At 57.3% G+C, this 26,037-nt stretch carries 22 protein-coding genes, 3 tRNA genes and 1 pseudogene; 17 read left to right on the top strand and 9 right to left on the bottom strand.

What is annotated here, in order from left to right; translation table 11 throughout:
* Together EHO01S_RS17955 and EHO01S_RS19410 are read left to right on the top strand one after the other, a co-directional pair.
* Window positions 1-553, top strand: a 553-nt coding sequence (locus EHO01S_RS17955; protein ID WP_024523758.1) for a YadA C-terminal domain-containing protein, incomplete at its 5' end; no start/stop codon positions are given.
* A 390-nt stretch (window positions 554-943) separates the two neighbouring features.
* Window positions 944-1,258 carry a response regulator transcription factor gene (locus EHO01S_RS19410; protein WP_369400530.1) on the top strand — a complete coding sequence of 105 codons (315 nt, stop codon included), beginning with the start codon at window positions 944-946 and terminating at the stop codon, window positions 1,256-1,258.
* Window positions 1,259-1,779: 521 nt separating this feature from the next.
* On the opposite strand, the gene EHO01S_RS09645 is transcribed toward EHO01S_RS19410, so the two are convergent.
* From EHO01S_RS09645 to EHO01S_RS09660, 3 genes are all read right to left on the bottom strand, one after another.
* Window positions 1,780-1,983 carry a type II toxin-antitoxin system Phd/YefM family antitoxin gene (locus EHO01S_RS09645; RefSeq protein WP_024523760.1) on the bottom strand — a complete coding sequence of 68 codons (204 nt, stop codon included), beginning with the start codon at window positions 1,981-1,983 and terminating at the stop codon, window positions 1,780-1,782.
* Window positions 1,984-2,439: 456 nt separating this feature from the next.
* Window positions 2,440-2,514: transfer RNA gene (locus tag EHO01S_RS09655), tRNA-Gly, on the bottom strand.
* A 5-nt stretch (window positions 2,515-2,519) separates the two neighbouring features.
* Window positions 2,520-2,595: transfer RNA gene (locus tag EHO01S_RS09660), tRNA-Ile, on the bottom strand.
* Window positions 2,596-3,108: 513 nt separating this feature from the next.
* On the opposite strand from EHO01S_RS09660, the pseudogene EHO01S_RS18860 reads away from it, so the two are divergent.
* Window positions 3,109-3,249 (top strand): annotated as a pseudogene (locus tag EHO01S_RS18860) (integrase); the annotation flags it as partial.
* 15 nt (window positions 3,250-3,264) lie between these two features.
* Here the strand turns inward: EHO01S_RS18860 and EHO01S_RS09670 are convergent.
* Window positions 3,265-3,341, bottom strand: a tRNA-Arg gene (locus tag EHO01S_RS09670).
* Window positions 3,342-3,582: 241 nt separating this feature from the next.
* Here EHO01S_RS09670 and folD point away from each other — a divergent pair.
* Together folD and ybcJ are read left to right on the top strand one after the other, a co-directional pair.
* A complete protein-coding gene (gene folD / locus EHO01S_RS09675; RefSeq protein ID WP_024523762.1) occupies window positions 3,583-4,440 on the top strand; it encodes a bifunctional methylenetetrahydrofolate dehydrogenase/methenyltetrahydrofolate cyclohydrolase FolD in 858 nt (285 codons plus the stop codon).
* Between the two features lie 115 nt (window positions 4,441-4,555).
* Complete coding sequence (gene ybcJ / locus EHO01S_RS09680) at window positions 4,556-4,768, top strand: ribosome-associated protein YbcJ (RefSeq protein WP_024523763.1); 213 nt, start codon at window positions 4,556-4,558, stop codon at window positions 4,766-4,768.
* 58 nt (window positions 4,769-4,826) lie between these two features.
* Here ybcJ and cysS read toward each other — a convergent pair whose 3' ends face one another.
* On the bottom strand, window positions 4,827-6,212 hold the full coding sequence (gene cysS, locus EHO01S_RS09685; protein ID WP_024523764.1) for a cysteine--tRNA ligase: 1,386 nt from the start codon (window positions 6,210-6,212) through the stop codon (window positions 4,827-4,829).
* Window positions 6,213-6,398: 186 nt separating this feature from the next.
* Between cysS and ppiB the strand changes: the two genes are divergently transcribed.
* Window positions 6,399-6,893 carry a peptidylprolyl isomerase B gene (gene ppiB / locus EHO01S_RS09690; RefSeq protein ID WP_024523765.1) on the top strand — a complete coding sequence of 165 codons (495 nt, stop codon included), beginning with the start codon at window positions 6,399-6,401 and terminating at the stop codon, window positions 6,891-6,893.
* Window positions 6,894-6,901: 8 nt separating this feature from the next.
* Window positions 6,902-7,636, top strand: coding sequence for a UDP-2,3-diacylglucosamine diphosphatase (gene lpxH, locus EHO01S_RS09695; RefSeq protein WP_024523766.1), 735 nt, complete (start codon window positions 6,902-6,904; stop codon window positions 7,634-7,636).
* On the opposite strand, the gene EHO01S_RS09700 is transcribed toward lpxH, so the two are convergent.
* The gene (locus EHO01S_RS09700) at window positions 7,633-8,994 is read right to left on the bottom strand and encodes a sensor domain-containing diguanylate cyclase (protein ID WP_024523767.1); all 1,362 of its coding nucleotides are present in this window, start codon (window positions 8,992-8,994) and stop codon (window positions 7,633-7,635) included. The genes lpxH and EHO01S_RS09700 overlap by 4 nt on opposite strands.
* A 342-nt stretch (window positions 8,995-9,336) precedes the next feature.
* Between EHO01S_RS09700 and purE the strand changes: the two genes are divergently transcribed.
* On the top strand, window positions 9,337-9,846 hold the full coding sequence (gene purE, locus EHO01S_RS09705) for a 5-(carboxyamino)imidazole ribonucleotide mutase (RefSeq protein WP_024523768.1): 510 nt from the start codon (window positions 9,337-9,339) through the stop codon (window positions 9,844-9,846).
* On the top strand, window positions 9,843-10,913 hold the full coding sequence (gene purK, locus EHO01S_RS09710; protein ID WP_024523769.1) for a 5-(carboxyamino)imidazole ribonucleotide synthase: 1,071 nt from the start codon (window positions 9,843-9,845) through the stop codon (window positions 10,911-10,913). The genes purE and purK overlap by 4 nt, the downstream gene beginning before the upstream one ends.
* Before the next feature lie 55 nt (window positions 10,914-10,968).
* Here purK and ybbP read toward each other — a convergent pair whose 3' ends face one another.
* Entirely contained in the window at window positions 10,969-13,374 is a 2,406-nt protein-coding gene (gene ybbP / locus EHO01S_RS09715) for a putative ABC transporter permease subunit YbbP (RefSeq protein WP_024523770.1), read from the bottom strand.
* Window positions 13,371-14,057 (bottom strand): putative ABC transporter ATP-binding protein YbbA, encoded by a 687-nt coding sequence (ybbA, locus tag EHO01S_RS09720; protein WP_024523771.1) that lies wholly within the window; start codon window positions 14,055-14,057, stop codon window positions 13,371-13,373. Before ybbA ends, ybbP begins: the two co-directional genes overlap by 4 nt.
* On the opposite strand from ybbA, the gene tesA reads away from it, so the two are divergent.
* The 8 genes from tesA (at window position 14,028) to EHO01S_RS09760 (ending at window position 24,601) form a co-directional block, all read left to right on the top strand.
* Window positions 14,028-14,681, top strand: a complete 654-nt coding sequence (gene tesA, locus EHO01S_RS09725; protein WP_035370467.1) for a multifunctional acyl-CoA thioesterase I/protease I/lysophospholipase L1 — start codon at window positions 14,028-14,030, stop codon at window positions 14,679-14,681. The genes ybbA and tesA overlap by 30 nt on opposite strands.
* 46 nt (window positions 14,682-14,727) lie before the next feature.
* Entirely contained in the window at window positions 14,728-15,513 is a 786-nt protein-coding gene (locus EHO01S_RS09730) for an SDR family oxidoreductase (protein WP_024523773.1), read from the top strand.
* 67 nt (window positions 15,514-15,580) lie between these two features.
* Entirely contained in the window at window positions 15,581-16,435 is an 855-nt protein-coding gene (locus EHO01S_RS09735; RefSeq protein ID WP_024523774.1) for a thioredoxin family protein, read from the top strand.
* A 369-nt stretch (window positions 16,436-16,804) separates the two neighbouring features.
* A complete protein-coding gene (locus tag EHO01S_RS09740) occupies window positions 16,805-17,551 on the top strand; it encodes a nucleoside recognition domain-containing protein (RefSeq protein WP_024523775.1) in 747 nt (248 codons plus the stop codon).
* Complete coding sequence (locus EHO01S_RS09745) at window positions 17,551-18,015, top strand: YjiG family protein (RefSeq protein WP_024523776.1); 465 nt, start codon at window positions 17,551-17,553, stop codon at window positions 18,013-18,015. The genes EHO01S_RS09740 and EHO01S_RS09745 overlap by 1 nt, the downstream gene beginning before the upstream one ends.
* A 20-nt stretch (window positions 18,016-18,035) precedes the next feature.
* Window positions 18,036-19,148, top strand: coding sequence for a M20 family metallopeptidase (locus EHO01S_RS09750; protein ID WP_024523777.1), 1,113 nt, complete (start codon window positions 18,036-18,038; stop codon window positions 19,146-19,148).
* 674 nt (window positions 19,149-19,822) lie between these two features.
* Window positions 19,823-24,244, top strand: a complete 4,422-nt coding sequence (locus EHO01S_RS09755; RefSeq protein ID WP_024523778.1) for an inverse autotransporter beta domain-containing protein — start codon at window positions 19,823-19,825, stop codon at window positions 24,242-24,244.
* Window positions 24,245-24,379: 135 nt separating this feature from the next.
* Entirely contained in the window at window positions 24,380-24,601 is a 222-nt protein-coding gene (locus EHO01S_RS09760; protein ID WP_024523779.1) for an HP1242/YdcH family protein, read from the top strand.
* A gap of 68 nt (window positions 24,602-24,669) precedes the next feature.
* Here EHO01S_RS09760 and eno read toward each other — a convergent pair whose 3' ends face one another.
* On the bottom strand, window positions 24,670-25,971 hold the full coding sequence (gene eno, locus EHO01S_RS09765; RefSeq protein ID WP_024523780.1) for a phosphopyruvate hydratase: 1,302 nt from the start codon (window positions 25,969-25,971) through the stop codon (window positions 24,670-24,672).
* Between the last annotated feature and the right edge of the window lie 66 nt (window positions 25,972-26,037).

The following is a 26,037-nucleotide window of genomic DNA, read 5'->3' on the forward strand; positions in this document are numbered from 1 at the left end:
TCAACAGTATACCGATAACGCGCAACAGGCGGCACAAGTAGATACCAACAATAAGCTCTCGGCTATGCATGATAAAGTGAAAGCATACAGTGATCAGCTTAACCAGGCAGAGTCCGCAGCACGCCTAGAGGCCGATAAAACAGAGCTCTCCGCCAGACTTGCAGGGGATAAGCAGGAACAGGCAACTCGCCTAGAGAGCGATCAAAAAGAGCAAAGCGCAAGAGCGCAGGCCGATTATGCGGAAAGCATTGCTCGCGCTAACGGAGATAAACAGACACTAGCCTCAGCGAATCATTATACCGATGAAAAGGTAAATCGCACCGAAAAACGGCTCAATGCCGGGCTCGCTGGCATCGCAGCAATTTCATCAATACCTTATGTTAATGGAAATACATTTTCTTATGGCGTCGGCGTCGGTAATTATCGCAACGGTAATGCGGCTGCGATGGGGATGCAATATAAAATCAGCCATAACATCAATGCTCGGCTCAATGCATCCTGGGACTCATCACATAATACAGCGGTAGGGTTCGGCTTGGCCGCGGGTTGGTAACACAGATAATGATATCAAGTTGTTATTGCCATTAATTAAAAATAACCGAGCTATAAATAAAGTGCTGCTATGCGCATTAGCTTATTAAGGCTATAACAGCACTATTTTATTTCACTGGATAAATATTAGAAACCTGTTTTTAAATGTATTGGTGGTATAATGACTCAAGTAACCGTCTATACGGATAACAACCTACTTGCCAATTTTATTTGTGATCTTATCTTAAACATAGAAGAGAATGCATCCATCCTGGAATATCAACCATTAAAACTACTAAGATGTGAAAATGAGATCATCGTCTTTAATTTAATTAGAAGCAGTCATAATATTGTGGCAACAATTAACTTTCTCAACAAATACAAAATCAGACTCTCACGCATGATAGTTTCTATGATTGTCCCCAGTAAACTAATCGACTTATGCCTGGAGCTCTCTTTATTTAAAATTAGTTATCTACTAACGGAAAAATCGACACCGAATGATTATGCTCGACTTCTGCATGGCAATATACCTAGCGCTGCTCCTCGTAAAAACATACTCAGTTGCCGGGAGAGAACCATTTTACAGCTACTCTTGCAAGAGTATAGTCCCCAGGGAGTGGCTAACGAATTGCATATATCGTATAAAACCGTCTGTGCCCATAAGCTAAATATAATGAAAAAACTACAATTAAAAAACCTAAGCGGCATCTTTATGTATTGCTAACATAGGAATAAAATACCCAGAGATGACTAAATATCTTATTCCCTTCCCCCAACCTTCTCGTCGCGCAAATGTCGCCCCCTATAAAGTGCTAAAGCCATCGCGACTGAGCGTACCCTTGCAGCTCCATGCTAGTTACTGAACGCCACTGGGCATTGCCGCCTCGATAGGCGTTTGGCTTTACCTAAAGTAAACAATTGCCCCTGAGATACGTCATAAGGAAGAGAAAGCTAATACATTTTAGCGTCCATGGCATGTATCAACACACTCCGCTACATATTGGTTTTCCTGGCCTCGACTGCGCGTGATGCTCCCCTTAGCAGAGTCAGGAGTAAACACAGGTCTGGTGCGCCGGCACCGCCCCCTTCCCCACTGTCATCCTGCAAGATAGTAACCCGGTGGATTATCGTCCTGGCCCGAGCAATGCCGAACATCCCCGCAACGCCGATGTAATACGGTCACGCGCTGTCATAAAATAGGATTATTTTACTCGTACTCCCCCATTTCAGGGCTCGGTCAACACCTCAACGGGACAGCTGAAACGCAATAATCTGGCTGTCGCACTCGTTATCCAGCTTAACTTTTTGGTACGCCTCAAACTCAGCCTTGCTGATCACCACAGCCACTGCACCATTACGGCGGGTGATTTCCACCACCTCTCCGCGGCTAACGGCATCAAGAACAGCGGAAATTTTGGCGCGAGCCTGTGTGGATGTATAAATGAGCATAATCCCTCCGGTCTCCGATTTAATCGTACAGTTACAGCGTACATACTCGCATTGGGCATGGGGAAAGGTGTCCGCTGCCACTCCGCGCGCTACGCAACGGCTAGGCCAGTCTCTTAATTCCCCGCGCATATCCATGGTGTCTTGCCAGGCTGTTTTACCCTAGGGAAAAGCACCTCCCGGACAACGCCCGCCGAGTCGCTCATCGGGTAAAGATAGACGACAGCGCGCCTGATGGTGCTTACTGGGCCATGTCACACCACTTACGGGACAAGCAACGCGAAAAATAAATGATGGCCTGATCGGCGCAGTCGAGACGAAAGAATCCTGCAACGCGTCAGGCGCCCTCTCATCGCTGAAAACGATGTTGAATGTGGTCCGCCACCGAGGCCTCGAACCTCGCACCTACAACCTCGAATCGTCGTCGGCTCTTACCATGCTGAGCTAGTGGCGGATAGTTGGAGCGGGCAGCGGGAATCGAACCCGCATCATCAGCTTGGAAGGCTGAGGTAATCGCCATTATACGATGCCCGCTTATCTGGTGGCCCTTGCTGGGTTTGAACCAGCGACCAATCGGTTATGAGCCGACTGCTCTAACCACTGAGCTAAAAGGCCAGACGCTGTAATGGGGTGGCTTATCCCCAGACTTAAGCACCCGACTCTAACCAAGGGCCCCATTACAGCGGGAGAGGATGGTAGCGACGGCACGGACAATGGGCAATGGCCAGATGCTATTTTCAGACATTCCCCACACAGGTCAGCGAACACCTGCACAAGGGGAGAATCGCATAGCCGACAACGCCAGCGGTAGTGAGTCACTGCATGTGCTCAATGGGCAACGCTAGGGGTTCACCGCCTTGCCAACGCCGCAGAAAAACGCTCGTGCTTACGCCCAATGCGCACCGAACGAATGCCGGCGGCGCAATAATTATTGTCGTTTATCCCCTAATGCGTTAGCTAACACCATGGCATATGAACGGGGAAAACGCCACAACCTCACCTATCGCTACCCCCACCGCCAGCGCCGGAAATCAATCACAAGGGTAGATGTCACACCCTAAGACAGCGCATTGTGAGAGGGATGGCCCCGTCCTGCATTCTATTCTCATCGCGAAAGAAACGGAGGCGTCAATCGAAATGGTGCGCAGATATGCACATCTGGTACCAAATCACCTGACCGAGCACGCGAGAAAAATAGACCAACTTTTTGAGCTTAACGACACAAAAACGACACAGGAGGGAAAGCAAGCAGGATTGAAAATTGCGTAACTCATTGAAATAAAATGGTGCGCCCTACAGGATTCGAACCTGTGACCCACGGCTTAGAAGGCCGTTGCTCTATCCAACTGAGCTAAGGGCGCATCGGGGATAACCGCTGCATCTGCCTGATGTTTCAAGCGGGAATGGATTATACGGTCCCACTCTAATGAGTCAATGCCTTTCACGGTAAATCATGGATTTCCCGCCTAGAATGGGGAAATAGCCTGCATACTCAGCGCCAGGTTGATGCTTGATAGAGATCAATATCTACCTGACAGCGCACCAGCCATCTGCGACAATGAAGACTTACCCCGCAACATAACCAGGATGGATTAACTCACCATGACAGCAAAAATTATTGATGGAAAAACGATTGCGCAACAGGTCAGAAGTGAAGTGGCGGCGCAGGTACAGCAGCGTCTGGCGGAGGGTAAACGTGCGCCCGGACTGGCCGTCATCATGGTCGGCGACGATCCGGCCTCCCGAATCTATGTCGGTAGCAAGAAACGCGCCTGTGAGGAGGTGGGTTTCCTCTCACGCGCCTATGCGCTGCCGGAAAACACCCACCAAGCGGAACTGCTCGCGCTGATCGACACACTCAATGCCGACGCCGCGATCGATGGCATTCTGGTGCAACTGCCGTTGCCTGTCGGGATCGATAATAGCAAGGTCTTGGAGCGAATTCGTCCAGACAAAGACGTCGACGGTTTTCATCCCTATAACCTGGGCCGTCTATGCCAACGCACCCCCAAACTCCGCCCCTGTACTCCGCGCGGGATCATCACCCTATTGGAGCGCTGCGGCATCGAAACCCAGGGAATGGATGCCGTCATGGTCGGTGCCTCTAACATCGTAGGGCGGCCGATGGCACTGGAGTTACTATTGGCAGGCTGCACCACCACCATCACCCATAGCCGCACGCGAGACCTGCAACAGCATGTTGAACGTGCCGATCTGATCGTGGCCGCCGTCGGTAAACCGAACTTTATTCCTGGCGCATGGGTGAAACCGGGAGCGGTGGTGATCGATGTCGGTATCAACCGGCTAGAAAGCGGCAAAGTGGTCGGCGATGTCGACTTCGCCGGTGCTGCCCAGCGCGCCAGTTGGATCACCCCAGTTCCCGGCGGGGTAGGGCCGATGACCGTGGCGACCCTGATGCAAAACACCCTGCAAGCCTGCGAAGCGTTCCACGACTGCTAGTGGCCACCTGTGCGGCAGCGGGCGTACCTTTCCCGTGCGCCCAGCCTCTCACACTGGCACAATAGTGGCGTGTCCGCCTATGCGGCGGTTAATTTTTCAGGCAAGAGACAAGAGCATGCAAACTTTCCATCTGGACAATCATCCACACGTCGAGCTGTGCGATCTGCTGAAGCTACAGGGCTGGTGTGACAGCGGCGCCCAGGCCAAAAACCTGATCGCCGACGGCCAGGTCAAGGTCGACGGCGTCATCGACACACGCAAACGCGCGAAGATTGTCGCCGGTCAGGTGGTCGACTTCGCCGGGCAACAGGCTCGCGTCGTCGCCTAAGCGAGCGGCAGACGTAAAAAAGCCGGCGCTCAGTCCGGCTTTTTGTCCCCTGCCGCGCTTATTTGCGGCGCCAAGTGGTTCCCTGCGGGCCATCTTCCAGCACGATCCCCAAGGCGTTCAGTTGATCACGCGCATCATCGGCACGCGCCCAATCCTTGGCGGCACGGGCATCGTTTCGCTGCTTAATCAACGCCTCAATCTGCACCACTTCAGCGTCATCGTTGCCAGCACCACTCTGCAAGAAGGCATCAGGTTCCTGCGCCAAGAGCCCTAACACCCCGGCCAGACGACGTAATTGCGCCGCCAGCGCGTTGGCCTGCGCCATATCTTCCCCCTTCAAACGGTTCACCTCGCGCGCCATGTCAAATAGCACCGAGTAAGCCTCCGGGGTATTGAAGTCGTCATCCATCGCCGCACGGAAACGCCCTTCGAAGGTTTCATCCGCCGCTGGCTGCGCCGTGGCATCCGTTCCGCGCAGTGCGGTATACAGACGCTCTAGAGCCGCCCGCGCCTGCTTCAGGTTCTCTTCACTGTAGTTCAGTTGACTGCGATAGTGTCCAGACATCAGGAAGTAACGCACCGTTTCCGCATCGTAGTGCGCCAGCACGTCGCGGATGGTGAAGAAATTCCCCAGCGACTTGGACATCTTCTCGCGGTCGATCATCACCATACCGGAATGCATCCAGTAATTGACATAGGCTCCATCGTGCGCACAAGTGGACTGGGCTATCTCGTTCTCATGGTGCGGGAACATCAGATCCGAACCGCCGCCATGGATATCAAAATGGGAGCCGAGTTGCTTACAGTTCATCGCCGAGCACTCGATGTGCCAACCGGGACGCCCTGCTCCCCACGGTGACGGCCAGCTCGGCTCGCCCGGCTTAGACATCTTCCACAACACGAAGTCCATCGGGTTGCGTTTCACCTCCGCCACCTCGACGCGCGCGCCAGCCTGCAACTGTTCTAAATCTTGGCGCGACAACAGGCCATAATCCGGGTCAGTGTCAACGGCGAACATCACGTCGCCGTTGCTGGCCACATAGGCGTGACCACGGGCGATCAATTGTTCGACCAGCGCGATAATTTCAGCGATGTGGTGCGTGGCGCGCGGCTCCACGTCCGGACGGGCAATATTCAAGGCGTCGAAATCGCGATGCATCTCCGCCAACATGCGCTCGGTCAATTGCTCGCAGCTCTCTTTGTTTTCCAGCGCACGCTTGATGATCTTATCGTCCACATCAGTCACGTTACGCACATACTTCAGCTTATAGCCCAGGTAACGCAGGTAGCGTGCTACCACGTCGAAACAGACGAAAGTACGCCCATGGCCAATATGACACAGATCGTAAATGGTTACCCCACACACATACATACCGACTTCTCCGGCATGAATGGGTTTAAATTCCTCTTTCTGTCGACTGAGTGTATTAAAGATTTTAAGCATCGGGGGTATCCGTGATGGTTGCTGATAACAAAGAAACGTTAGAGTTATACTAACGCAGCACCAAGGGAGAATGAAGCCCACACCGGTGCCTGGGGCGAATATTCCCCGAGAAAGAGGTGCCAGCGGCAGGGGCATCGGCTACAATCATCCCGCTCGCTTCAATCATCATAAAACAGGATTATTGTTATGGTTACTTTCCACACCAATCATGGTGACATCGTCATCAAAACCTTTGACGACAAAGCGCCGGCTACCGTTGCCAACTTCCTGGAATATTGCCGCGAAGGCTTCTACGACAACACCATCTTTCACCGCGTGATCGATGGTTTCATGATCCAGGGCGGCGGTTTTGAGCCAGGCATGAAGCAGAAGGCTACCAAGGCGCCGATCAAGAATGAAGCCAACAATGGCCTGAAGAACAGCCGTGGCACCCTCTCCATGGCGCGGACCAACGATCCGCACTCGGCTACTGCCCAGTTCTTCATCAACGTCGTCGACAACGACTTCCTGAACTTCCGTTCCGAGCGCCCGGACGGCTGGGGTTATGCCGTATTCGCCGAAGTGGTAGAGGGTATGAATGTGGTCGACAAGATCAAAGGGGTCTCCACCGGTCGTCACGGCATGCACCAGGATGTACCGCGTGAAGACGTGATCATCGAACGCGTCACCGTGAGCGATTAATCGCCCGAATGGCAACGCTGTTCATCGCTGATTTACATCTCAGCCAACAGGAACCGGCGATCACCGCCGGTTTTCTGCGCTTTCTCGCCACGGAGGCGCGCCAGGCCGAGGCGCTCTATATCCTGGGTGATTTCTTCGACTACTGGATCGGCGACGACGATCCGCAGCCGCTGCACCAACAGGTCGCCGACGCACTGCGTCGCCTGAGCGATAGTGGTGTACCTTGTTACTTCATTCACGGCAATCGCGACTTCCTACTGGGCAAGCGCTACGCCGCACGCTGTGGCATGACCCTATTGCCGCAAGAGCAGGTGATCACCCTGTATGATCGACGTATCTTGCTGCTGCACGGCGATACCCTATGCAGCGATGATCGGGATTACCAACGCTACCGGCGCAAGGTACATAATCCGCTACTCCAGTGGCTATTCCGCCGCCTCCCCCTACGGCTACGCCTGAAGATCGCCGCCGGTATGCGTCAACAAAGCGCACGCAGCAATAGCGCCAAGTCGCTGACTATTATGGATGTCAATCAGGAGACGGTCTGTGCCACCTTGCAGCGCCACGCAGTACACTGCATGATCCACGGCCATACGCATCGCCCAGCCATTCACCACTTTACTCTGGCTGACGGCAGCCGCGCCCAACGGGCGGTGCTCGGTGCCTGGCACCAACACGGCTCCATGATCCGCGTCGATGCCGCAGGGCTGGCGCTAATCGACCTGCCCATCCATCCCGCTTAAGACGTGCCGGGGGCGAGTACCACCCGATTACGGCCCGTCTGTTTGGCTTGGTATAACGCACTATCCGCCTGTACCATGTATCCCTCCGCGCTCTGTCGCGCCGTGCGACAGACCACGCCCCCGATGCTCAGGGTTAATGCCACCGGCTGCCCATCTTGTGCCCTGAAGGCCAACGCGGCGACCTGCTCACGGATCTGCTCCGCCAACCGATAAAGCCCCGCCTCATTCTCTACCGCCAGCAGCAGTACACAGAGTTCATCGCCGCCGATACGCGCCAGTACATCGCCGGCGCTAAGGGACTGTTCGATCACGTCGCTCACGGCAATCAGGGCGCGATCACCGCTCAAATGGCCGTAACGATCGTTGACCTGCTTAAAGTGATCAATATCGATGATCAGGATCGCCAATGGACGCTCGGCGCTTGCCTGTGGCAAGGCGTGGTGTAACGCATCATAGTAATAGCTACGGTTATAGGCGCGCGTCAATCCATCACGGATGGCGTTATCGTGGGTAATGACATAGGCATGCTGCATGCAGCGATAGCGTTGAAAAATATCATAGAGAAAGATCGCCATCACACAGAAGTTCGCCAATAGACCGAACAGTAACGAACCGTACCAACCGACACTGTTCACGTGCGGCGCCCGCCACTGCAAGAGAAACCCCCCGACGATGGCCAAACAGGCCAACGTCACCGCCAACCAAAAATGCGTCGCCAGACGCGTCTGCCATATCAGTAACAGCGCCACCCCGGCCCATAGGGCCCCCATCGTCGGCAAGAGTAGATAGCGATAATCGGCGTGATAAGAAAGACTCTCTTGCAGAATGGCGGGATTCGGCCAAGCCGTCCGGCTGGAGAGCAACAGTGCACTCAAGGTGACAAGCGAAACGATCGCGGCACAAATCGCCGGCACTGAACGGTGCCCGCCCAGCCCTGTACGACCGCGTACAAACAGGTACAAGGCATACAGGAATAACATGCCCATACCGCCGTAACGCAACAGATAAAATAACACGAAGTCATTTAGGGTCAGCGCGTGCGAATTCCTGCTCTGAAATACATCTGGATAGAATAATAAGCTATAGGACAGAATAAGCGCCGAGAGAATATAGGCCGCGATCAACGGCAATTTATATACCTGCGTCCGATCACAATTAAATTGCATAAAAATAAATATCGCAATTAACAGATGAAGAATGAGCAGCACGGCGTTACATACCGCGACGAAGCCATACAATAAGGTGATCGGGTACTCGGCAGCATACAGTATCAATACGTAGCTAATGATCGTCAGTGACAATAAAGAGACGCCTAACGGTCCCCCGCAACGCGATACTCGCGGCGCTTTTCCTTCCATGGTAATCCTTAACTAACAACTTATTTATCCATTTATTAGCGGCTGCGCAGCATAACGCTGCACGAACAGGCGGGTACTCCATGAGCTAATATTTTTAGCTTAGCATAAACGTATCGCGAGAGCAGATGACTAATCTTATGCTATGCCCTACCCAGCCACTTTCACCGCGCCCGCTGTCGCCGCACGCCGACCATCACCGTACACATCAGTCCGTTTTTCCCCCGTCTCACAGCGACGCAAACGTTTTCCTGTGTGAGATAGCTATGTTATGCTTGGCTCCTGTTAACGCCGCCCATCGGCGGTATCTATCGATAACCGAGCCACCACAGGAGCACGCCATCCATGTCCGTCAGCGCCGCACCGGCCAAGATTGCCATCGTCATGGGATCGAAAAGCGATTGGGCCACCATGCAGTTTGCCGTCGAAATCCTGAGCCAGCTTGACGTGGCATACCACGTCGAGGTGGTTTCCGCGCACCGCACCCCGGATAAGCTGTTTCGTTTCGCCGAGCAGGCCGAGGCGCGTGGACTCCAGGTGATCATCGCCGGTGCCGGCGGAGCGGCACATCTGCCCGGCATGCTGGCCGCCAAGACCCTACTGCCCGTGCTCGGCGTTCCGGTGCAGAGTGCCGCATTGAGCGGAGTCGATAGTCTTTACTCCATCGTCCAGATGCCGCGTGGAGTCCCGGTCGGTACCCTGGCCATCGGTAAGGCGGGGGCCGCTAACGCCGCCCTGCTGGCCGCCCAGATCCTGGCGCTGCACGATGCCGCTCTCGCCGGCCGCCTGGCTGCTTGGCGTCAGGCCCAGAGCGATGAGGTGCTGAATCATCCCGACCCGCGGGAGGAAGCATGAAACCGGTCTGCGTATTAGGTGACGGCCAATTGGGACGCATGTTGCGCCAAGCCGGGGAGCCCCTGGGTATCGCGGTCTACCCCATCGGCATCGAGGCCGATCCGCACAGTGTGCCCTGGCAACAAGCGGTGATCAGCGCCGAGATCGAGCGCTGGCCTGACACCGCCCTGACCCGCGAGTTAGCCCGCCATCCGGCCTTCGTCAATCGCGACGTCTTCCCGCTCTTGGCCGATCGCTATAGCCAAAAACAGCTATTGGATGAACTGGCGCTACCGAATGCGCCATGGCAGTTACTGGCTAGCCCCGCGGCTTGGCCGACACTATTCGAACGCCTCGGCCCGCTGACTATCGTCAAACGGCGTAGCGGCGGCTACGACGGGCGTGGCCAATGGCGGGTGCGTCCCGGCGAGCAGCATCAACTCGATCCGGCTCTGTATGGCGAATGCATCGTCGAACAGGGGATCAACTTTCGTGGCGAGGTCTCGCTGATCGGGGCACGTGGACGCGATGGGCACTGCGTGTTCTATCCGCTGACCCATAACCTACACCAGGATGGTATCTTGCGTGCCAGCGTAGTTTTTCCGCAGCCAGAGACCTTCTTGCAGGAGAAAGCGCAAACGATGCTGCAACGCATCATGCAACGCCTGGAATATGTGGGGGTCATGGCGATGGAGTGTTTCGTTGTCGATGACGACACTCTGTTGATCAATGAGTTAGCCCCACGGGTACACAATAGTGGTCACTGGACCCAAAACGGCGCCTCGATCAGCCAATTTGAACTGCATCTGCGGGCCCTACTCGATCTGCCCTTACCACGCCCCGATGTCTCGACCCCTTCGGTGATGATCAACCTGATCGGCACCGAACGCGATACAGCCTGGCTGGCCGGACCGTTGGTGCATCTGCACTGGTATCACAAGGCAGTACTCCCCGGGCGCAAAGTCGGCCACCTCAACCTGAATCACTTCCAGTCTCAGCGTCTGGTCGGCGCGCTGGAAGCCCTGCGCACGCAGCTACCAGCGGCGTATCAAGACGGCTTGGCATGGGCTATCGCCCACCTGAGCTAACCCTGACGCGGGGGCCTGCCCAGAGCGACACGCCCCCTCCGGCCACATGCGCGAGTCAACGAATACACTGGCGGCGGCCGAGCAGCCCGTGGCCCAGTGCTGCCCCACAGGCACCGAGCAGCAAGGCCGCGCCCGACGGCAACAGCCACCACAACGACCAGGTAGGCTGCCAGGGGAAGTCAAAAACCCGACGCTGCAACAGCCACAATGCCGCCTCAGCCCCGGCGGCAGCCACCATTCCCGCGACCCATCCCAACAAGATAAACTCGGCATACAGCGTCGTACGCAACAGGCGACGCGGCGCGCCGAGGATACGGTATACCCGCAGCTCCTGGCGCCGTCGCTGCATGCCGACCTGAACCTGCGCCAGCAACAACAACACGCCACACAGCACCACCAGCGCCACCATCACCTCCAAGGCACGCCCGACCTGCGTCAACACCTGCTGCGCCTGTCGCAGGATCGCCCCCATATCCACCAACGTCAGAGTCGGAAACTGACGATTCAACTGCACCAACAGGCGTGTATCCCCCTGATAACGGAAGCTGGTCAGCCAGCTCTGCGGTTGGGCATCCAGCGCCCCCGGAGGAAAAATAAAGTAAAAGTTGGGGCGCAGACTCTCCCAATCCACCCGGCGTAAGCTGGTGATTTTGGCGCTAAACTGGCGGCTATCGCCGCTAAAGGTCAGGCGATCGCCCAACTTTAGCCCCAGACGCCCAGCCAGCCCTTGCTCTACCGAGACCCCACCCTCACCCGGTGGCCAATGACCGGCCGTCAAGGGATTCCCCGCCGGCAAATCCGCCAGCCAGGTAAGATTTAACTCGCGATTGAGCGACTCCTCTTGTCCCTGGCGTACGGGCCGCTGGTCATTGATCGCCGTCAGTCGTGCCAGCACGATGGGATAAAAGCGCTGCGGCGTCACCCCATGTTGCCGCAGAAAATCCAGCAACGGTTGGTGCTGCTCCGCGCCAATATTCAACAGGAAGTAGTTGGGACTATCGGCCGGCAACTGCTGACGCCAACGCTCCAGCAGATCACCACGCAAGGTTAATAACAGGGCCAACAACATGAAAGAAAGGGAAAAGGCCGCCAACTGACTCAGCGTGGCACCCGGCTGGCGCAACAGACGCCCCAAAGCCAGGCGTAACGCCAAATGCCCTGGAACCAGACGACGTAGCCCACATAGCGTCAGCCAGCCGATCACCGCCAACACTAGGGCCAACAACGCCATACCGAACAACAGCGACCAGAGCAGCGGACTGGCGCCGATCAGCCCCAGCAACACCGCCAGTAACACCACTGCCATCAACGGTAAGTAATAGCGCAACGGCCAGACCGGATGCAACGCATCGGCGCGCAGTACCCGCAGCGGCGGCGTCGCCAACAACTGGCGATAGGGACGCAAGCCGACCAGTAGCGCCATCAACGGCATGCCGGCCAACGCCCACAACCAGGGCCATGCGCTTGGGGCCGGGAGATCGGCGGGCAGCAAGGGGGCGAGCAACCACAGTAGCCCGCCCTCGACGGCCAATCCGAGCCCGACACCGACCAGCAGTGCCGAAGCCAACAGCCATAACCACTGGCCCGCTATCCAGCGGAATACGGTGCGCCGTCCCCCTCCCAGCGTTTTCAACAACGCCACCCAGGCATAACGGCTGCGGCAGTAATGGTTCATCGCGATAGCGACAGCAGCCATCGCCAACAGCAACGTTAACAGCACCGACAACAGCAGGAACTGTTGCGCCCGCGCCAAGGTACGACCCAACACATTCGAACCTTGATCGGCCTGGGTCAGACGCTGATCAGGCTGGAGACGCGTGCTCAGATAGGCATCGTAACGCGCCAACGCCGCACGACTCCCCGCCAACCCGTAACGGTAGCTCACCCGACTGCCCGGTTGCACCACACCACTGCGCCGCGCATCCGCTAGGGTGATCACGAGGCGTGGCGCGGTAGGCAACAGGCTAAAGGCGGCATCCGGCTCCTGCATCACCTCTCCGGCGACGCGCAGGCGGATATCGCCCACCTCCACGGTATCGCCGGGGCGCAAGGCTAACTGCGCCATCAGCCGTGGGGCGAGTAGGGCCTCGCCGGGGCGGGGCAGTAAGCCGGGCGGCTGTGTCGTCAAACGACCATACAGGGGATAGGCGGCATCGACCGCCTTGACCTCCGCCAATTGGAGCTGGCCTGCGGCATAGACCATGGTTGAGAAGACCCACTGCTGGCTGACACGCACCTCATCACGCCGTGCCTGCGTCAACCATGTCTCGGCCAGTGGCTGGTAACTGCGCACCACCCGATCGGCGGCGATCGCCTCACGCCCCTGCCGTTGCAACCCCTGCTCCAAACGGTCACCGATGCGCCCCAGCGCCAACACGCAAGCCACCGCCAAGGCCAACGCCAGCCAGACGATCAATAACGACGGGGTACGCCATTCGCGCCAGAACCAGCACCGGATCACGCAACCTCCCGCAGACAACCCTCTTGCAAGCGCAGGCGCCGCTGACAACGCGCCGCCAACTGTGCATCGTGCGTCACCATCACCAGCGTCGTTCCTTGGCGCAGGTTCAGTTCGAAGAGCAGATCGGCAACGCGCTCTCCAGTCTGGCGATCCAGGTTACCCGTCGGCTCGTCGGCAAACAGGATCTGTGGCCGGGCGCTAAAGGCACGCGCCAGTGCTACCCGCTGCTGTTCACCGCCAGACAGTTGCGCCGGAAGATGTTGCAGACGTTGCCCTAGACCAACCTGTTGCAGCAACGCCACCGCACGCTGGCGACTCTCGCGCTCGCCCTCACCACGCAGTAACGCCGGCAGTTGCACATTTTCCAGCGCCGTCAAGGTCGGTACCAGCATAAACGCCTGAAAGACGAAGCCGATGTCGTGAGCCCGCAACGCGGCACGCTGATCCTCGTCGAGATGCGCGAGGGATTGACCCAGTAACCACACCTCGCCGGAACTAGCATCATCCAGCCCGGCCAAGATGCCCAACAGCGTCGACTTTCCCGATCCGGACTCCCCGATCAGCGCCAAGCTCTGCCCACGTTTGACAACTAGCTCGACAGCAGTGAGGATGGAGATCTGACTTTCACCCTCACCGACGCGTTTGGCAACATGATGAACTTCAATAACGTTTTGCGCTGGCATCTCCCGCTCCTGTTGGTGATGTGCCTATTGAGCCTGACAGCGGCGCGCGCCGACACCCTGTTGGTATTGGGTGACAGCCTGAGCGCCGCCTACCGCCTGCCGGAACAACAAGGCTGGGTCGCTCGCCTCGCCTTACGTGCTCAGGCACTGACGCCGCCAGTGACGGTGATCAACGCCAGCATCAGCGGCGATACGGCTGAGCAAGGGCTGCATCGTCTAGCGGCACTGCTGCGCCAACACCAGCCCCGCTGGGTCCTGATCGAGCTTGGTGCCAACGATGGCCTGCGCGGCTTCCCGCCTGACGCCATCGCCGCCACCCTGACGGCGATCGTCGCTCAGGTGCGTGCGGCCGGGGCCACACCACTGTTGATGCAGATCCGCCTGCCTCCCAACTATGGCCGGCGCTACGGCGAGGCCTTCGCCGCCCTCTATCCTCAACTGGCCGAGCGCCTCCATCTGACGCTACTGCCCTTCTATATGGAGCAGGTGATCACACGGCCCGAATGGATGCAGGACGACGGTTTGCACCCCAACGCGCAGGCCCAACCGTTCATCGCCGACTGGATGGCACAGCAGCTATTACCACTACTGAGACCGATGAAAAAAACAGCGGCATCCCATTAATTAAACATGAATATTCAGCGACCAACAGAGCAACTTAGGTAAAATTATGCAAAAAGCCATCTTAATCACCGGCTGTTCGAGCGGTATCGGCCTGGCAGCGGCGCAGGATCTTCAGCGGCGCGGCTACCGGGTACTGGCCGCCTGCCGCAAGGCCGAGGATGTGGCGGCGATGAACGCCATGGGGATGGAGGGGATCCTGTTGGATCTCGACGACGCGCGCAGCGTCGAGCACGCTGCCCAGCAGGTGCTGGCGCTGACCCATGGCCGCCTGTACGCCCTGTTCAATAACGGCGGTTTCGGTCTCTATGGCCCCCTCAGTCAGATCAGCCGAGCCGATCTGGAGCGCCAGTTTTCTACCAATCTATTCGGAACTCATCAACTGACGCGCTTACTGCTGCCAGCGATGCAGGCCCAGGGCGAAGGACGCATCATCCAGACTAGCTCGATCATGGGGATCGTGGCGACCCCGGGAAGGGGCGCCTACGCCGCCAGCAAGTTTGCCCTGGAAGGATGGTCGGACGCATTACGCATGGAACTACGGGGTAGTGGCATTCATGTGGCGCTGATCGAGCCTGGTCCCCTCACCACCCGCTTCACCCACAACGTGCATCAGTGTAATCACGAGCAACCGGTCACCAATCCCGGCATCGCCGCCCGCTTTACCCTGACGCCAGAGGCGGTGCTGCCCAAGCTGCGCCATGCATTGGAAAGTCCGCGCCCACGCCAACGTTATCCCGTCACCGTAATCGCCCATGTTCTCAGTCTGTTGCGGCGCATTCTGCCCGGTCGACTGCTGGATCGCATTCTCAGTGGCCATGCGACGGCACGCTAGGCTTGCAATCGCGGCAACAGCCCCCATATCTAAGATCATCTAGCCGAAGGGATCGAGAGAAACCACCATGATCAACGCTACCGTAGTCAATATTACCGAAGCCAACCTGCACCAGACCCTGGAGCAATCCATGTCCGTGCCGGTCCTGTTTTATTTTTGGTCGGCCCGCAGCCAGCATTGCGAGCAGCTCACGCCGCTGTTGGATAAGCTGGCCAACGAATACGCCGGGCAGTTTATCTTGGCCAAAGTCGACTGCGACGCCGAGCAGATGGTAGCGGCACAGTTCGGCCTGCGCGCCATCCCGACGGTCTACCTATTTAAAGACGGTCAACCGCTTGATGGTTTTCAGGGGCCACAACCGGAAGAGCAAATCCGTGATCTGCTAGCACGCGTATTGCCGAAACCGGAAGAGCTGAAAGCCGCCCAGGCCGCCGAGCTAATGGCCAATGGCGACATGGCCGGCGCGCTGCCGTTACTGAAAGAGGCTCATGCGCTGGCTCCGACCCGCAGTGACATCACCCTGGCGTTGGCGGAGACGCTGATCGCGCTCAACCGCAGCGAGGATGCCAGCGAGTTGCTGACTCGCGTGCCGTTACAGGATCAAGACAGCCACTATCAGAGCCTGATCGCCCAGATAGAACTGCTGAAACAGGCGGCCGATACGCCGGAGATCCAGCTACTGCAACAACAGGTTGCCGAGCAGCCGCAAGATGTCTCTCTGGCCGTACAGCTGGCGTTGCAACTCCACCAGGTGGGACGCAATGAAGAGGCGTTAACCTTGCTGATGGATCACCTGCGCCACGATCTGAACGCCGGCGATGGCGCCGCGCGCAAGACGCTGATGGATATTCTGGCCGCGCTAGGCACCGGTGATGCGCTGGCTGGTAAGTTCCGCCGCCAACTCTACGCACTGATGTACTGATGTGCTGATGTACTGATGTGCTGATGTGCTGATGTGCTGATGTACTGATGTGCTGATGTGCTGATGTGCTGATGTGCTGATCGCTACAGGCTGTCTGCCGCCGCCGCGTCTGTCCACTACCCCGTTCGCTTTCCGCCGACGGGGTATTTTATTGCCTGCCGTGTAAAGGTTCCCGGTAACATTTCTGCGATACCGAATGGTTAGCACGGAATTTCAATTTTTTCCCCTGCCAGACCTCAAATTCTCGATAAATCATATAAATAACCAAACTTTTTATTGAGCAAAGTCATATATTCTGCAAAAGTATTGCTGAATATTCTAAATCTTGTATTTTGTAACACTTCTACCCCAGGCATAAGGAAATGATCCATGAGTAGTCCAATCTCCCCCCATGTACCCCCCAGCGCAAGCGAACCGCGCGTCGGTTTTGGGGCATATATCGCCCTGCTGTTTGCAATGGTGTTCTTCTCCGGTCTATTGGGCGGCAAAGAGTGGTATGGCGTCTTCGACTTCACCACGCTGAATGGTGCATTCGGTAAAGTCGTCACCGGTGTCAACGGTGCCGGCGAGACGATCAACGCCGCCACCAGTTCTTTCCGTGGTAAGGGCGGCTCCGGCGCTATGGACGGTTTTCTGTTCGCCGTCGGTCTGATCCCGGCGGTCATGTTCGCCTTGGGGATGATCAACGTGCTGGAGCACTACGGTGCATTGAATGCGGCGCGCAAGCTATTAACCCCGCTGCTGCGTCCGCTGCTGGGCATCCCGGGCTCCGCAGGCCTGGCGATGATCGGCTCCCTGCAAAGCACCGACGTTGGTGCCTCGCTGACCCGTAATCTGTCCGACGACCGACAGATCACCGAGCATGAGCGCGACGTCTTCACCATGTTCCAGTTCTCCGCCGGCGCGATGATCACCAACTTTTTCTCTTCCGGTGCGGTCCTGTTCACCCTGATGACCATCGATGGTACCCCGGCGGTTCCGGCCTCCATCGGCCTGTGCGTAGCAGTGATGTTCGTGATGAAGATCTTCGGCGCCAACCTGCTACGTCTCATCCTGCGCCTCACCGCAGGGAAGCACGCTAAAACCGACATCAATCCGGCACAGGGAGAAGCCTAATGTCTGCACCGACTTCAAATCCGATGATCACCGACGTCTTTGTCGCCGGCGCGCGCAAAGGTTGGAATATCGCCACCACCAGTACTCTACCCAACGTCTTGATGGCCTTCGTGTTGATCAAAGCGCTGGAAATCACCGGCGCCCTGAAAGGACTGGCGTTGGTATTCGGCCCGCTGATGGGACTGTTTGGCCTGCCGGGTGAAGCTGCCGCCGTTCTGATCGGCGGCTGGATGTCGATGGGCGGCGGTGTTGGTGTTGCCGTGGCGCTGTTCGACCAGGGCATGCTCACCGGCACCCACTTGGCAATCCTGGCACCGGCTATCTACCTGATGGGCTCGCAGATCCAGTACGCAGGGCGCATCCTCGGGGTGATCGGCACCGCCGCGAAACGCATTCCGCTGATGATCGGCATCTCGGTCATCAACGCCTTCCTCGCCATGTTGATCATGCGCGTCATCCTGTAACGTCACGGAGCGATAAGACGATGCAAATGGAACAGTATCTGGACGAACTGCGTAGCGTAGTCAACGTCGATTGTGGCACCCAGACCCGCGAGGGCGTGGCCCACGTCGCCGACACTTTCACCCGCCTGTATCGTGATGCCGGCTGGCACGCGGAGCAGGTCGATCTCGGCGATCAGGTCGGGCCGGGGGTCTTTGTCACCAACCAGCCGCAGGCCGATCACTACGATGTGCTGCTGGTGGGCCATATGGACACCGTCTTCCCGCCGGGTACCGCCGCCGAACGGCCGCTAAGCGTACGCGACGGCCGTGTCTACGGGCCGGGCGTCTCCGACATGAAGAGCGGGCTGCTCAACATCCTGTGGGCATTACGCGGCCTGGAGGCATCAGATCGTCAGCGTCTGCGTATTGCCGTCGCCATGAACCCGGACGAGGAGACTGGCTCGGTCTACTCCCACCAGTGGATCGGCGAACTGGCCAAGCGCAGTGGCTGCGTACTGGTATGCGAAGCGGCACGGGCCGACGGCTCGTTAGTGAAAGCGCGTAAGGGTATGGCGCGTTATCGCCTCAACTTCCACGGTGTCGCCGCTCATGCTGGTAACGATCCGGACAAGGGCCGCTCCGCCATCACCGCGCTGGCCCATGCCATCATCGCCATCAACCAGCTAGCGGACAGCGATAAGGGCACCACCCTCAACGTCGGGGTAATCAACGGTGGCGACGCGGCAAACATCGTCCCCGATCACGCCCAGGCGGTGGTCGATCTGCGCTTCTGGTGCAATGACGAATACCAACGCGTCAGCCAAGCGTTGCAGGCACGCTGCCAGAAGCCTTTCCTGGAAGGGGTTAGCTGTGAGCTGCATCAGGACGCACACACCCCGGCTATGGCACCGTCGGCGGATACCGAAGCCCTGATGGCACGCGTCGAGCAGGCGGGGCGTGAAGAGGGGATCGCCATCACTTGGCAGGCGGTCGGTGGCGGCTCCGATGCCAACCACACCGCCGCGCTGGGTATCCCCTCGCTGGATGGCTTCGGCCCGATCGGCGCCGGTTTCCATAGCCCGGCGGAGTACCTAGAGCTGGAGAGCATCGCACCCCGCATCCGTCTGCTACGCCGAGTGATCGCGGGTCTGTAATCTAACCCGCGCCATCCCAGGGGGGGAACCTCCCCCCTGATTATCGCGACAGTTTCCCTTTTGCCTATCACGCCCCCCTCACCACGCCTGAATCCTCTGTCTTCGCTATCTGCTCGGTGTAACACATCGACGTAACATATCGTCCTAAACTTATCGCGCAACATCACCCCATCCCCAAAAGTGCGAAACAGAATATTGTCAAGCATAAAGATTAATGTTATTAAGTTTAATATCAATTGATAATAGCCTTATATCTGCTGTCACTATTTTTAGTTAAAAGATAAATAAGTCGTTTCCAATCTACCAGATGCTATCTATCTTCGCGAATAGCATAAATCTGGTTATTTTCATTGCGCCGCACACAACGGATGCGCGGACTTCGCCACCAACCTCAGCGGCGTCGGGTTAAATAGCTTTATCTTCTTACTCATGTAGTCCACAAAAAAATGCAAAGCAAAAACAATAGGATAAAAAGGAAAACCCATGGCGAACACGGTATTAACGGCACTACCCTTATTCTCAACGCCTAGACTTTTATTTATATGTAACAATAGATATAGGGAATTAAATTAATAAATAAAATAGATGAAAAGGACCATCTATTGCGTCATATAACGCATCAATTCACTGAAAGTTTTATTTTGTTTTATTCATAATATTTTTAGGTCATATTAATGAGCATCTCTCACACGCTGCATCACCGTACCGCTTTCGGGCTGCTGATCTACTGGCTGCTAAGCACGCTGATTCTTCCCCTTTACCCACCGCTGGCACAGGCCAGTCGCGGCGACGAGTCACTCCCTTCGTTAGAAATCAACGCAACAGACACCGGACAGTCCGGGGATGAGAACGCTATCGCCGAGCATATGCGGTTATGGGGAAATGTCCTGGCGGCACCGTCGCCAACGGCAGCCGTTGGGCAACTGGCAGGCAACCAGATAAGCGCGCAAGCTAATCAGTTTGCCAATGAGACGCTGCGCGACTGGCTCGGGCAGCAAGGCAAAGGGAACGTGAATGTGCAATTTACCCGGCACGGCACCGGCAGTGCCGACCTCCTACTGCCCTGGTACGACACCGAAAACCGCCTGCTCTTTAGTCAATTAGGCGGACGCATTGACGAAGATCGCACGATCTTAAACGGCGGTATCGGCTGGCGGCAGTATATCGCTGAACGCTGGATGCTAGGCGGCAATGCCTTTTACGATTATGACGCCAGTGCAGGTAACGCCCGCTGGGGATTAGGGCTGGAAGCCAGAACCGATTGGCTCAGCCTCTCGATCAATCGCTACTTCCGTCTGACCGACTGGCGAGCATCCTCGCAGGCCGGTTATGATGAACGCCCGGCGGAAGGCTATGACACCCAACTGAAATATTGGCTACCGATGATGCCAACGCTGGGTGGTGAACTGAGCTATGAAAAATATTTTGGTGAGGGTGTGGCGCTTTCCGGCACCGGCGCGGTAAATGCGCTGAAAACGTCACCCTATACTTTGACAACCGCCGTCAACTATACCCCTTTTCCGCTGCTGACCCTCAGCGTTGGGCAGAAAATGGGCGACGTGTCGGAGACCGTCGCCAAACTGGAATTCAACTGGCGTTTCGGTCTGCCACTGGCGGCCCAACTCGACAGCGCTAATATGGCGATGCTGCGCTCGCTGCAAGGCAGCCGCTACGATTTGGTGGCGCGCAACTACGACATCGTGATGCAGTATCGCCGCCAGCCCAGCGCGACACTCTCGTTGCCGTTAATCAGCGGCGTGGCGACGAACCGCGTCGAAGTACACGCCCGGGTGCAAGCAAGCGCGGGCCTACGTGATGTGCTGTGGCAAGCGGACGCATTGCAAGCTGCGGGCGGCGCCCTTTTCCCCGGCAACAAGCCGACAGATATCACCCTGCTGTTACCGCCGTGGAATCCGCCGGAAAGCGGGCGACCGAACCAGTATGCATTAAGTGCACAACTGATTGATACAGATGGCAACCGTAGCGAACCTGTGGTGACGACGATCACCGTGTTAGATGCTGGCTATAGCCCGCAGGTCAGTCTATCGACCGCACACGTCGCCGCCGGCAAGGAGATCAGCGCCGATTTGACGGTGACCGATGAGCAAGGCAAACCGGCGGCAAAGATGCCGGTACATGTCACTGTGACGGCGCAAAGTTCACCGCCAGCCCCCTTGCAATACGGTGCGCCGGCGGCATTAATCAGCCCCGCGCTAGAGCCGACCTGTCTGATTAACGGCCAGCCCCGCTGCGACGGCTTTGATACCCAAACCGATGATGCCGGCAAACTGCCTCTGCGCCTCGCCAGTACTAAAGCGGGCGTGCATCAGCTAACAGCAAGGCTGGCCACGGGCAACCAAATAAGCCAGGAGATTATCTTTACGGCGGACCCGGCCTCCGCCCAGATGGCGGCAGGTGCATTGTCGGTCACGACGAATAACGCCCCTGCTGATGGCCTCAGCGCTAACCGAGTGACGGCGCGGGTGAGCGATCATTACGGTAATCCGCTAAGCGGGCAACGCGTAACCTTTACCGCCCGCGATGAGGCCCAACTCGCCCCGGCGGGGCAAGCCAGCGGTCAGGGGGCCAAAACTGCCGACGTACTCACCGACAACAATGGCAGGGCGGCCGTTGACGTGACCCAAACGCGGGCTGGGAATAGCGTGATCGACGCCCAACTGAACGGTAGTCGACAACAAGTAACGCTGCACTTCGTCGCCGACAGCGGTAGCGCACGACTGGTACCCGGCAGTTTACATGTGACTCAGCGTAGCGCCACCGCCAGCGGCCCGCGCGTGAATCTGGCGTCGATCAAGGTAACGGATAGCAACGGCAATCCCTTACCGGGCGAGACGGTGATCTTCACGGTAACCCAAGGCGCTTACCTGGCGCCGGTTGGCATACCGAATGAGGCACAGGGTACCGCGTTAACCACCCTCAGTCGTGTTACGGACCGCGATGGCTTAGCGCAGGTAGTACTCCACAGCCGCTCCGTTAGTCGCGCCACGCTGAGTGCAGCCTTGGCAAACCAGCCATCGGCGCAAACCGTCGAGGTAAGTTTTGCCCCCAGCGTTGCAGACCCTGGCCGTTCGGCGTTACAGCTCAGTCAGAGCACCATTGTGGCAGATGGTAACACGAGCAGCACACTCCAGCTGACGTTAAAAGACCGCCAGGGCAATCCGCTGGTACGCACTCGCGGCGTCGCCTTTCAGGTTATTCAGGGAAATACCGCCGATTACACGCTAAGCGCGGTGGACTACCGCCAGGCGGCGGCTGGCATCTATAGCGCCAGTCTAACGGCGACCGGTGTAGGGCACGCGACTCTCGGCGTCACACTGGACGGACAGCCATTGCCACTTAGCCCGGTAGCGGTGCAGTCCACGCCGCCTGGCAATACCGTCACGCTAACGTTGACGGCCACCCCCCCAGGCCCCCTCACCGCAGACGGCACCAGCAGTGCGACCATCACAGCAACCGCGCAAGACGCTTTTGGCCAGGCATTGCAAAACATCCCACTGCGTGTGAGCGCCAGCAACGGCGCCATCCTTGCCAGCGGGGCCGGCAATACCGGCTCGACGCTCGTCGTACCAAGCGGCGCTAACGGCAACGCCACTTTCACCCTCCGCAGTCGGTTAGCCGGGATCAGCACGGTCAGCGTCCAGCTCGACGCCGCGCCCGCGTTGGCAAGCGTTACATCGCGGCTGGATATCCGTTTTGTCCCGGGCGATATCAGCGTCACCCGCTCGAGCCTGACGGCCAGCACCGCTACCATGCCTGACGGCAACGCTCACACTGTGGCTATCGAGGCTAACGGTACGGACAGCGTCACCTTAACGCTGGATCTGCGAGACAGCCAAGGTAACCCCATCAACGGGCTTGATAGCGGTATCGCGTTCAGCGTGACCGATAGCGACACGGCGTCTCCCGCAACGACGCGTCTGACCCTCAGCCCGGTAAACTATGAGCAGGCTGAGCGCGGGATTTACCGTGCGACGCTGACGGGCACCCAAGCCGGGCGTTTCACGCTAAGCGCCCACGTCACGCTAGGCGGGCAATCGTACACGATTGGCACAGCAGCATCGGTACAACTGCTATTGCTGCCTGGTCCCCCGCAATCGCCGGTGTTGACCAGTAGCGCCAGTTCGTTGGTCGCCGACGGCCAATCCACCACGCTGATAACGCTACGCCTGGTCGATCGTCACGGGAATCCCCTGGTGGATAAGGCGCCACGGCTCACGCTTTCCGGCGCCGCGGCGACATTCAGCGCGGGCACCGCGCTGGATACCACCTCGGGCACCATGCAGCATAACGGTAACGGCGAATACCGTATTACCCTGCGCAGTGGCACCACCTCCGGTACCACCGTGGTGACGCTGGAGCCGGCCTCGGTAGGTCTCGCCGCCGACGCGGCAGCCACCACACTACAGATTGTGATGATGAAGCCCGTACTGAAGCTTATGGCCCAGGCGGCCGACTACTCGTTCGCCAATGACAGCGGCTTTCCACACACCGGATTCGCTCGTGCCACCTTTACCCTAAAATTCCCTAATGGCACGGCGCCCTTGGATGCGAAAGCCGTCGTCACGGGTAGCCAGAATACACCGGCCTGGCTAACGGTAAACGATAGCGGAGTGGTAACCTTTAACCGTCGGCCTGCTAGCGGCGAGCAGCATGTCACGATTACCTTAACTAGCCTCGACGGGGAGCGCGGTGAATATCACATTAATCTGCGCCACTGGTTTGTTAACGAGGGGGCCTCCCGGATGAATCCGTCCGTGGCACAACAGTCGTGCCAAGTTGTGGGGGGACGCTTGCCGACGGTACGCGAGTTAACCAATTCAAGCCAACGCGCCTATCATGATCAGTATGGTTGGGAGTACCGCGGCAGTTATAGTCAGCGGCGCGCGGTGGGAAATCTGTGGAGTGAATGGGGCAATATGGCGTTCTATCCCGGTTCAAACTTTTACACCAACGACTACTGGACCCGCGATGAGGCCGGGCGCGACGCCTATATGACGGTGTCGTTGCAAAACGGCGATGTCAATGGCGGCAGTCTCAGTGATGTCTACAACGTCACCTGCCTCCTGGCACTGTAATCGCCGCTCTCCTGCGCTGGCATGGCGCAGGAGGGCAAATAGCGCCGGCTAACCGATAAGCTGAGAGCCTGGTTACAAACTCGCCGCCGTTTCTGTGCCATAGTTAGCGATGGGTTCTGACCAAAAGGAGGGCTTATGTTCCCAGAGTATCGTGATCTGATCTCCCGTCTGAAAACCGAAGACGTCCGATTTGCCACCCTGTTCCATGAGCATAACCAGCTGGATCATGAAATTAGAAGGGCTGAAAACAGACCCGGCGCGCTATTCAATGAGCAAATTAGTGCCATGAAGCGCGAAAAACTGAGGATCAAGGATGAGCTGTACCAGATCCTGCGCAGTGAAGAGGCGGTCAGTTGATCGTTACACCGCGGACATGAAAAAACCCGCCATAAGGCGGGTTTTTTGCATCGGTGAAACGGCAGCGATTAGTGCTGGCCTTTCACTTCTTTCAGACCGTTAAACGGTGCAGCCGCGCCCAGCGCTTCTTCGATACGGATCAGCTGGTTGTACTTGGCTACACGGTCAGAACGGCTCATAGAGCCGGTCTTGATCTGGCCTGCCGCGGTACCTACCGCCAGGTCGGCGATGGTGGCATCTTCGGTTTCGCCAGAACGGTGAGAGATGACAGCGGTGTAGCCAGCATCTTTCGCCATCTTGATCGCGGCCAGAGTCTCGGTCAGAGAACCGATCTGGTTGAACTTGATCAGGATGGAGTTAGCGATACCTTTCTCGATGCCTTCTTTCAGGATCTTGGTGTTGGTTACGAACAGATCGTCACCGACCAGTTGCAGCTTGTCGCCCATCACTTTGGTCTGGTAAGCGAAACCGTCCCAGTCAGACTCGTCCAGGCCGTCTTCGATAGAGACGATCGGGAACTCTTTGGTCAGACCTTCCAGGTAGTGAGTGAACTCGTTAGAGGTGAAAGATTTGCCTTCGCCTTTCAGTTCATACATGCCGGTTTCTTTGTTGTAGAACTCAGAAGCTGCACAGTCCATCGCCAGAGTAATGTCTTTACCCAGCACGTAACCCGCTTTCTCAACGGCTTCTTTGATAGCTGCCAGTGCCGCCGCGTTGGATTCCAGGTTCGGCGCATAGCCACCTTCGTCACCGACAGCGGTGTTCATACCTTTGGCTTTCAGAACTTTAGCCAGGTTGTGGAACACTTCAGAACCCATACGTACGGCTTCTTTCAGAGTCTTAGCGCCAACCGGCTGGATCATGAACTCCTGGATGTCGACATTGTTGTCGGCGTGCTCACCACCGTTGATGATGTTCATCATCGGCAGCGGCATGGAGTATTTGCCCGGAGTGCCGTTCAGTTCGGCAATGTGCGCGTACAGCGGCATACCTTTCGCGGCAGCGGCAGCTTTGGCGTTAGCCAGGGAAACCGCCAGGATGGCGTTAGCACCGAACTTAGATTTGTTGTCGGTACCGTCCAGCTCGATCATGATTTGGTCGATGTTAGCCTGGTCTTTCGCGTCTTTGCCGATGATGGCTTCAGCGATCGGGCCGTTGACGGCGGCAACCGCCTTCAGGACGCCTTTACCCAGGAAACGTGACTTGTCACCGTCGCGCAGTTCCAGTGCTTCGCGAGAACCGGTAGAAGCACCTGACGGCGCAGCAGCCATACCGACGAAACCGCCTTCCAGATGAACTTCGGCTTCTACAGTCGGGTTACCGCGGGAGTCGATGATTTCGCGACCGATGACTTTAACGATTTTGGACATTAGGTTTTCCTCGATACAAGTTAAACTAAAACTCCAGACGACAGACGCGGAACAAAAGTCCCGCGC

The organism is Edwardsiella hoshinae NBRC 105699 = ATCC 33379, assembly GCF_000474215.1.
Lineage (GTDB): Bacteria > Pseudomonadota > Gammaproteobacteria > Enterobacterales > Enterobacteriaceae > Edwardsiella > Edwardsiella hoshinae.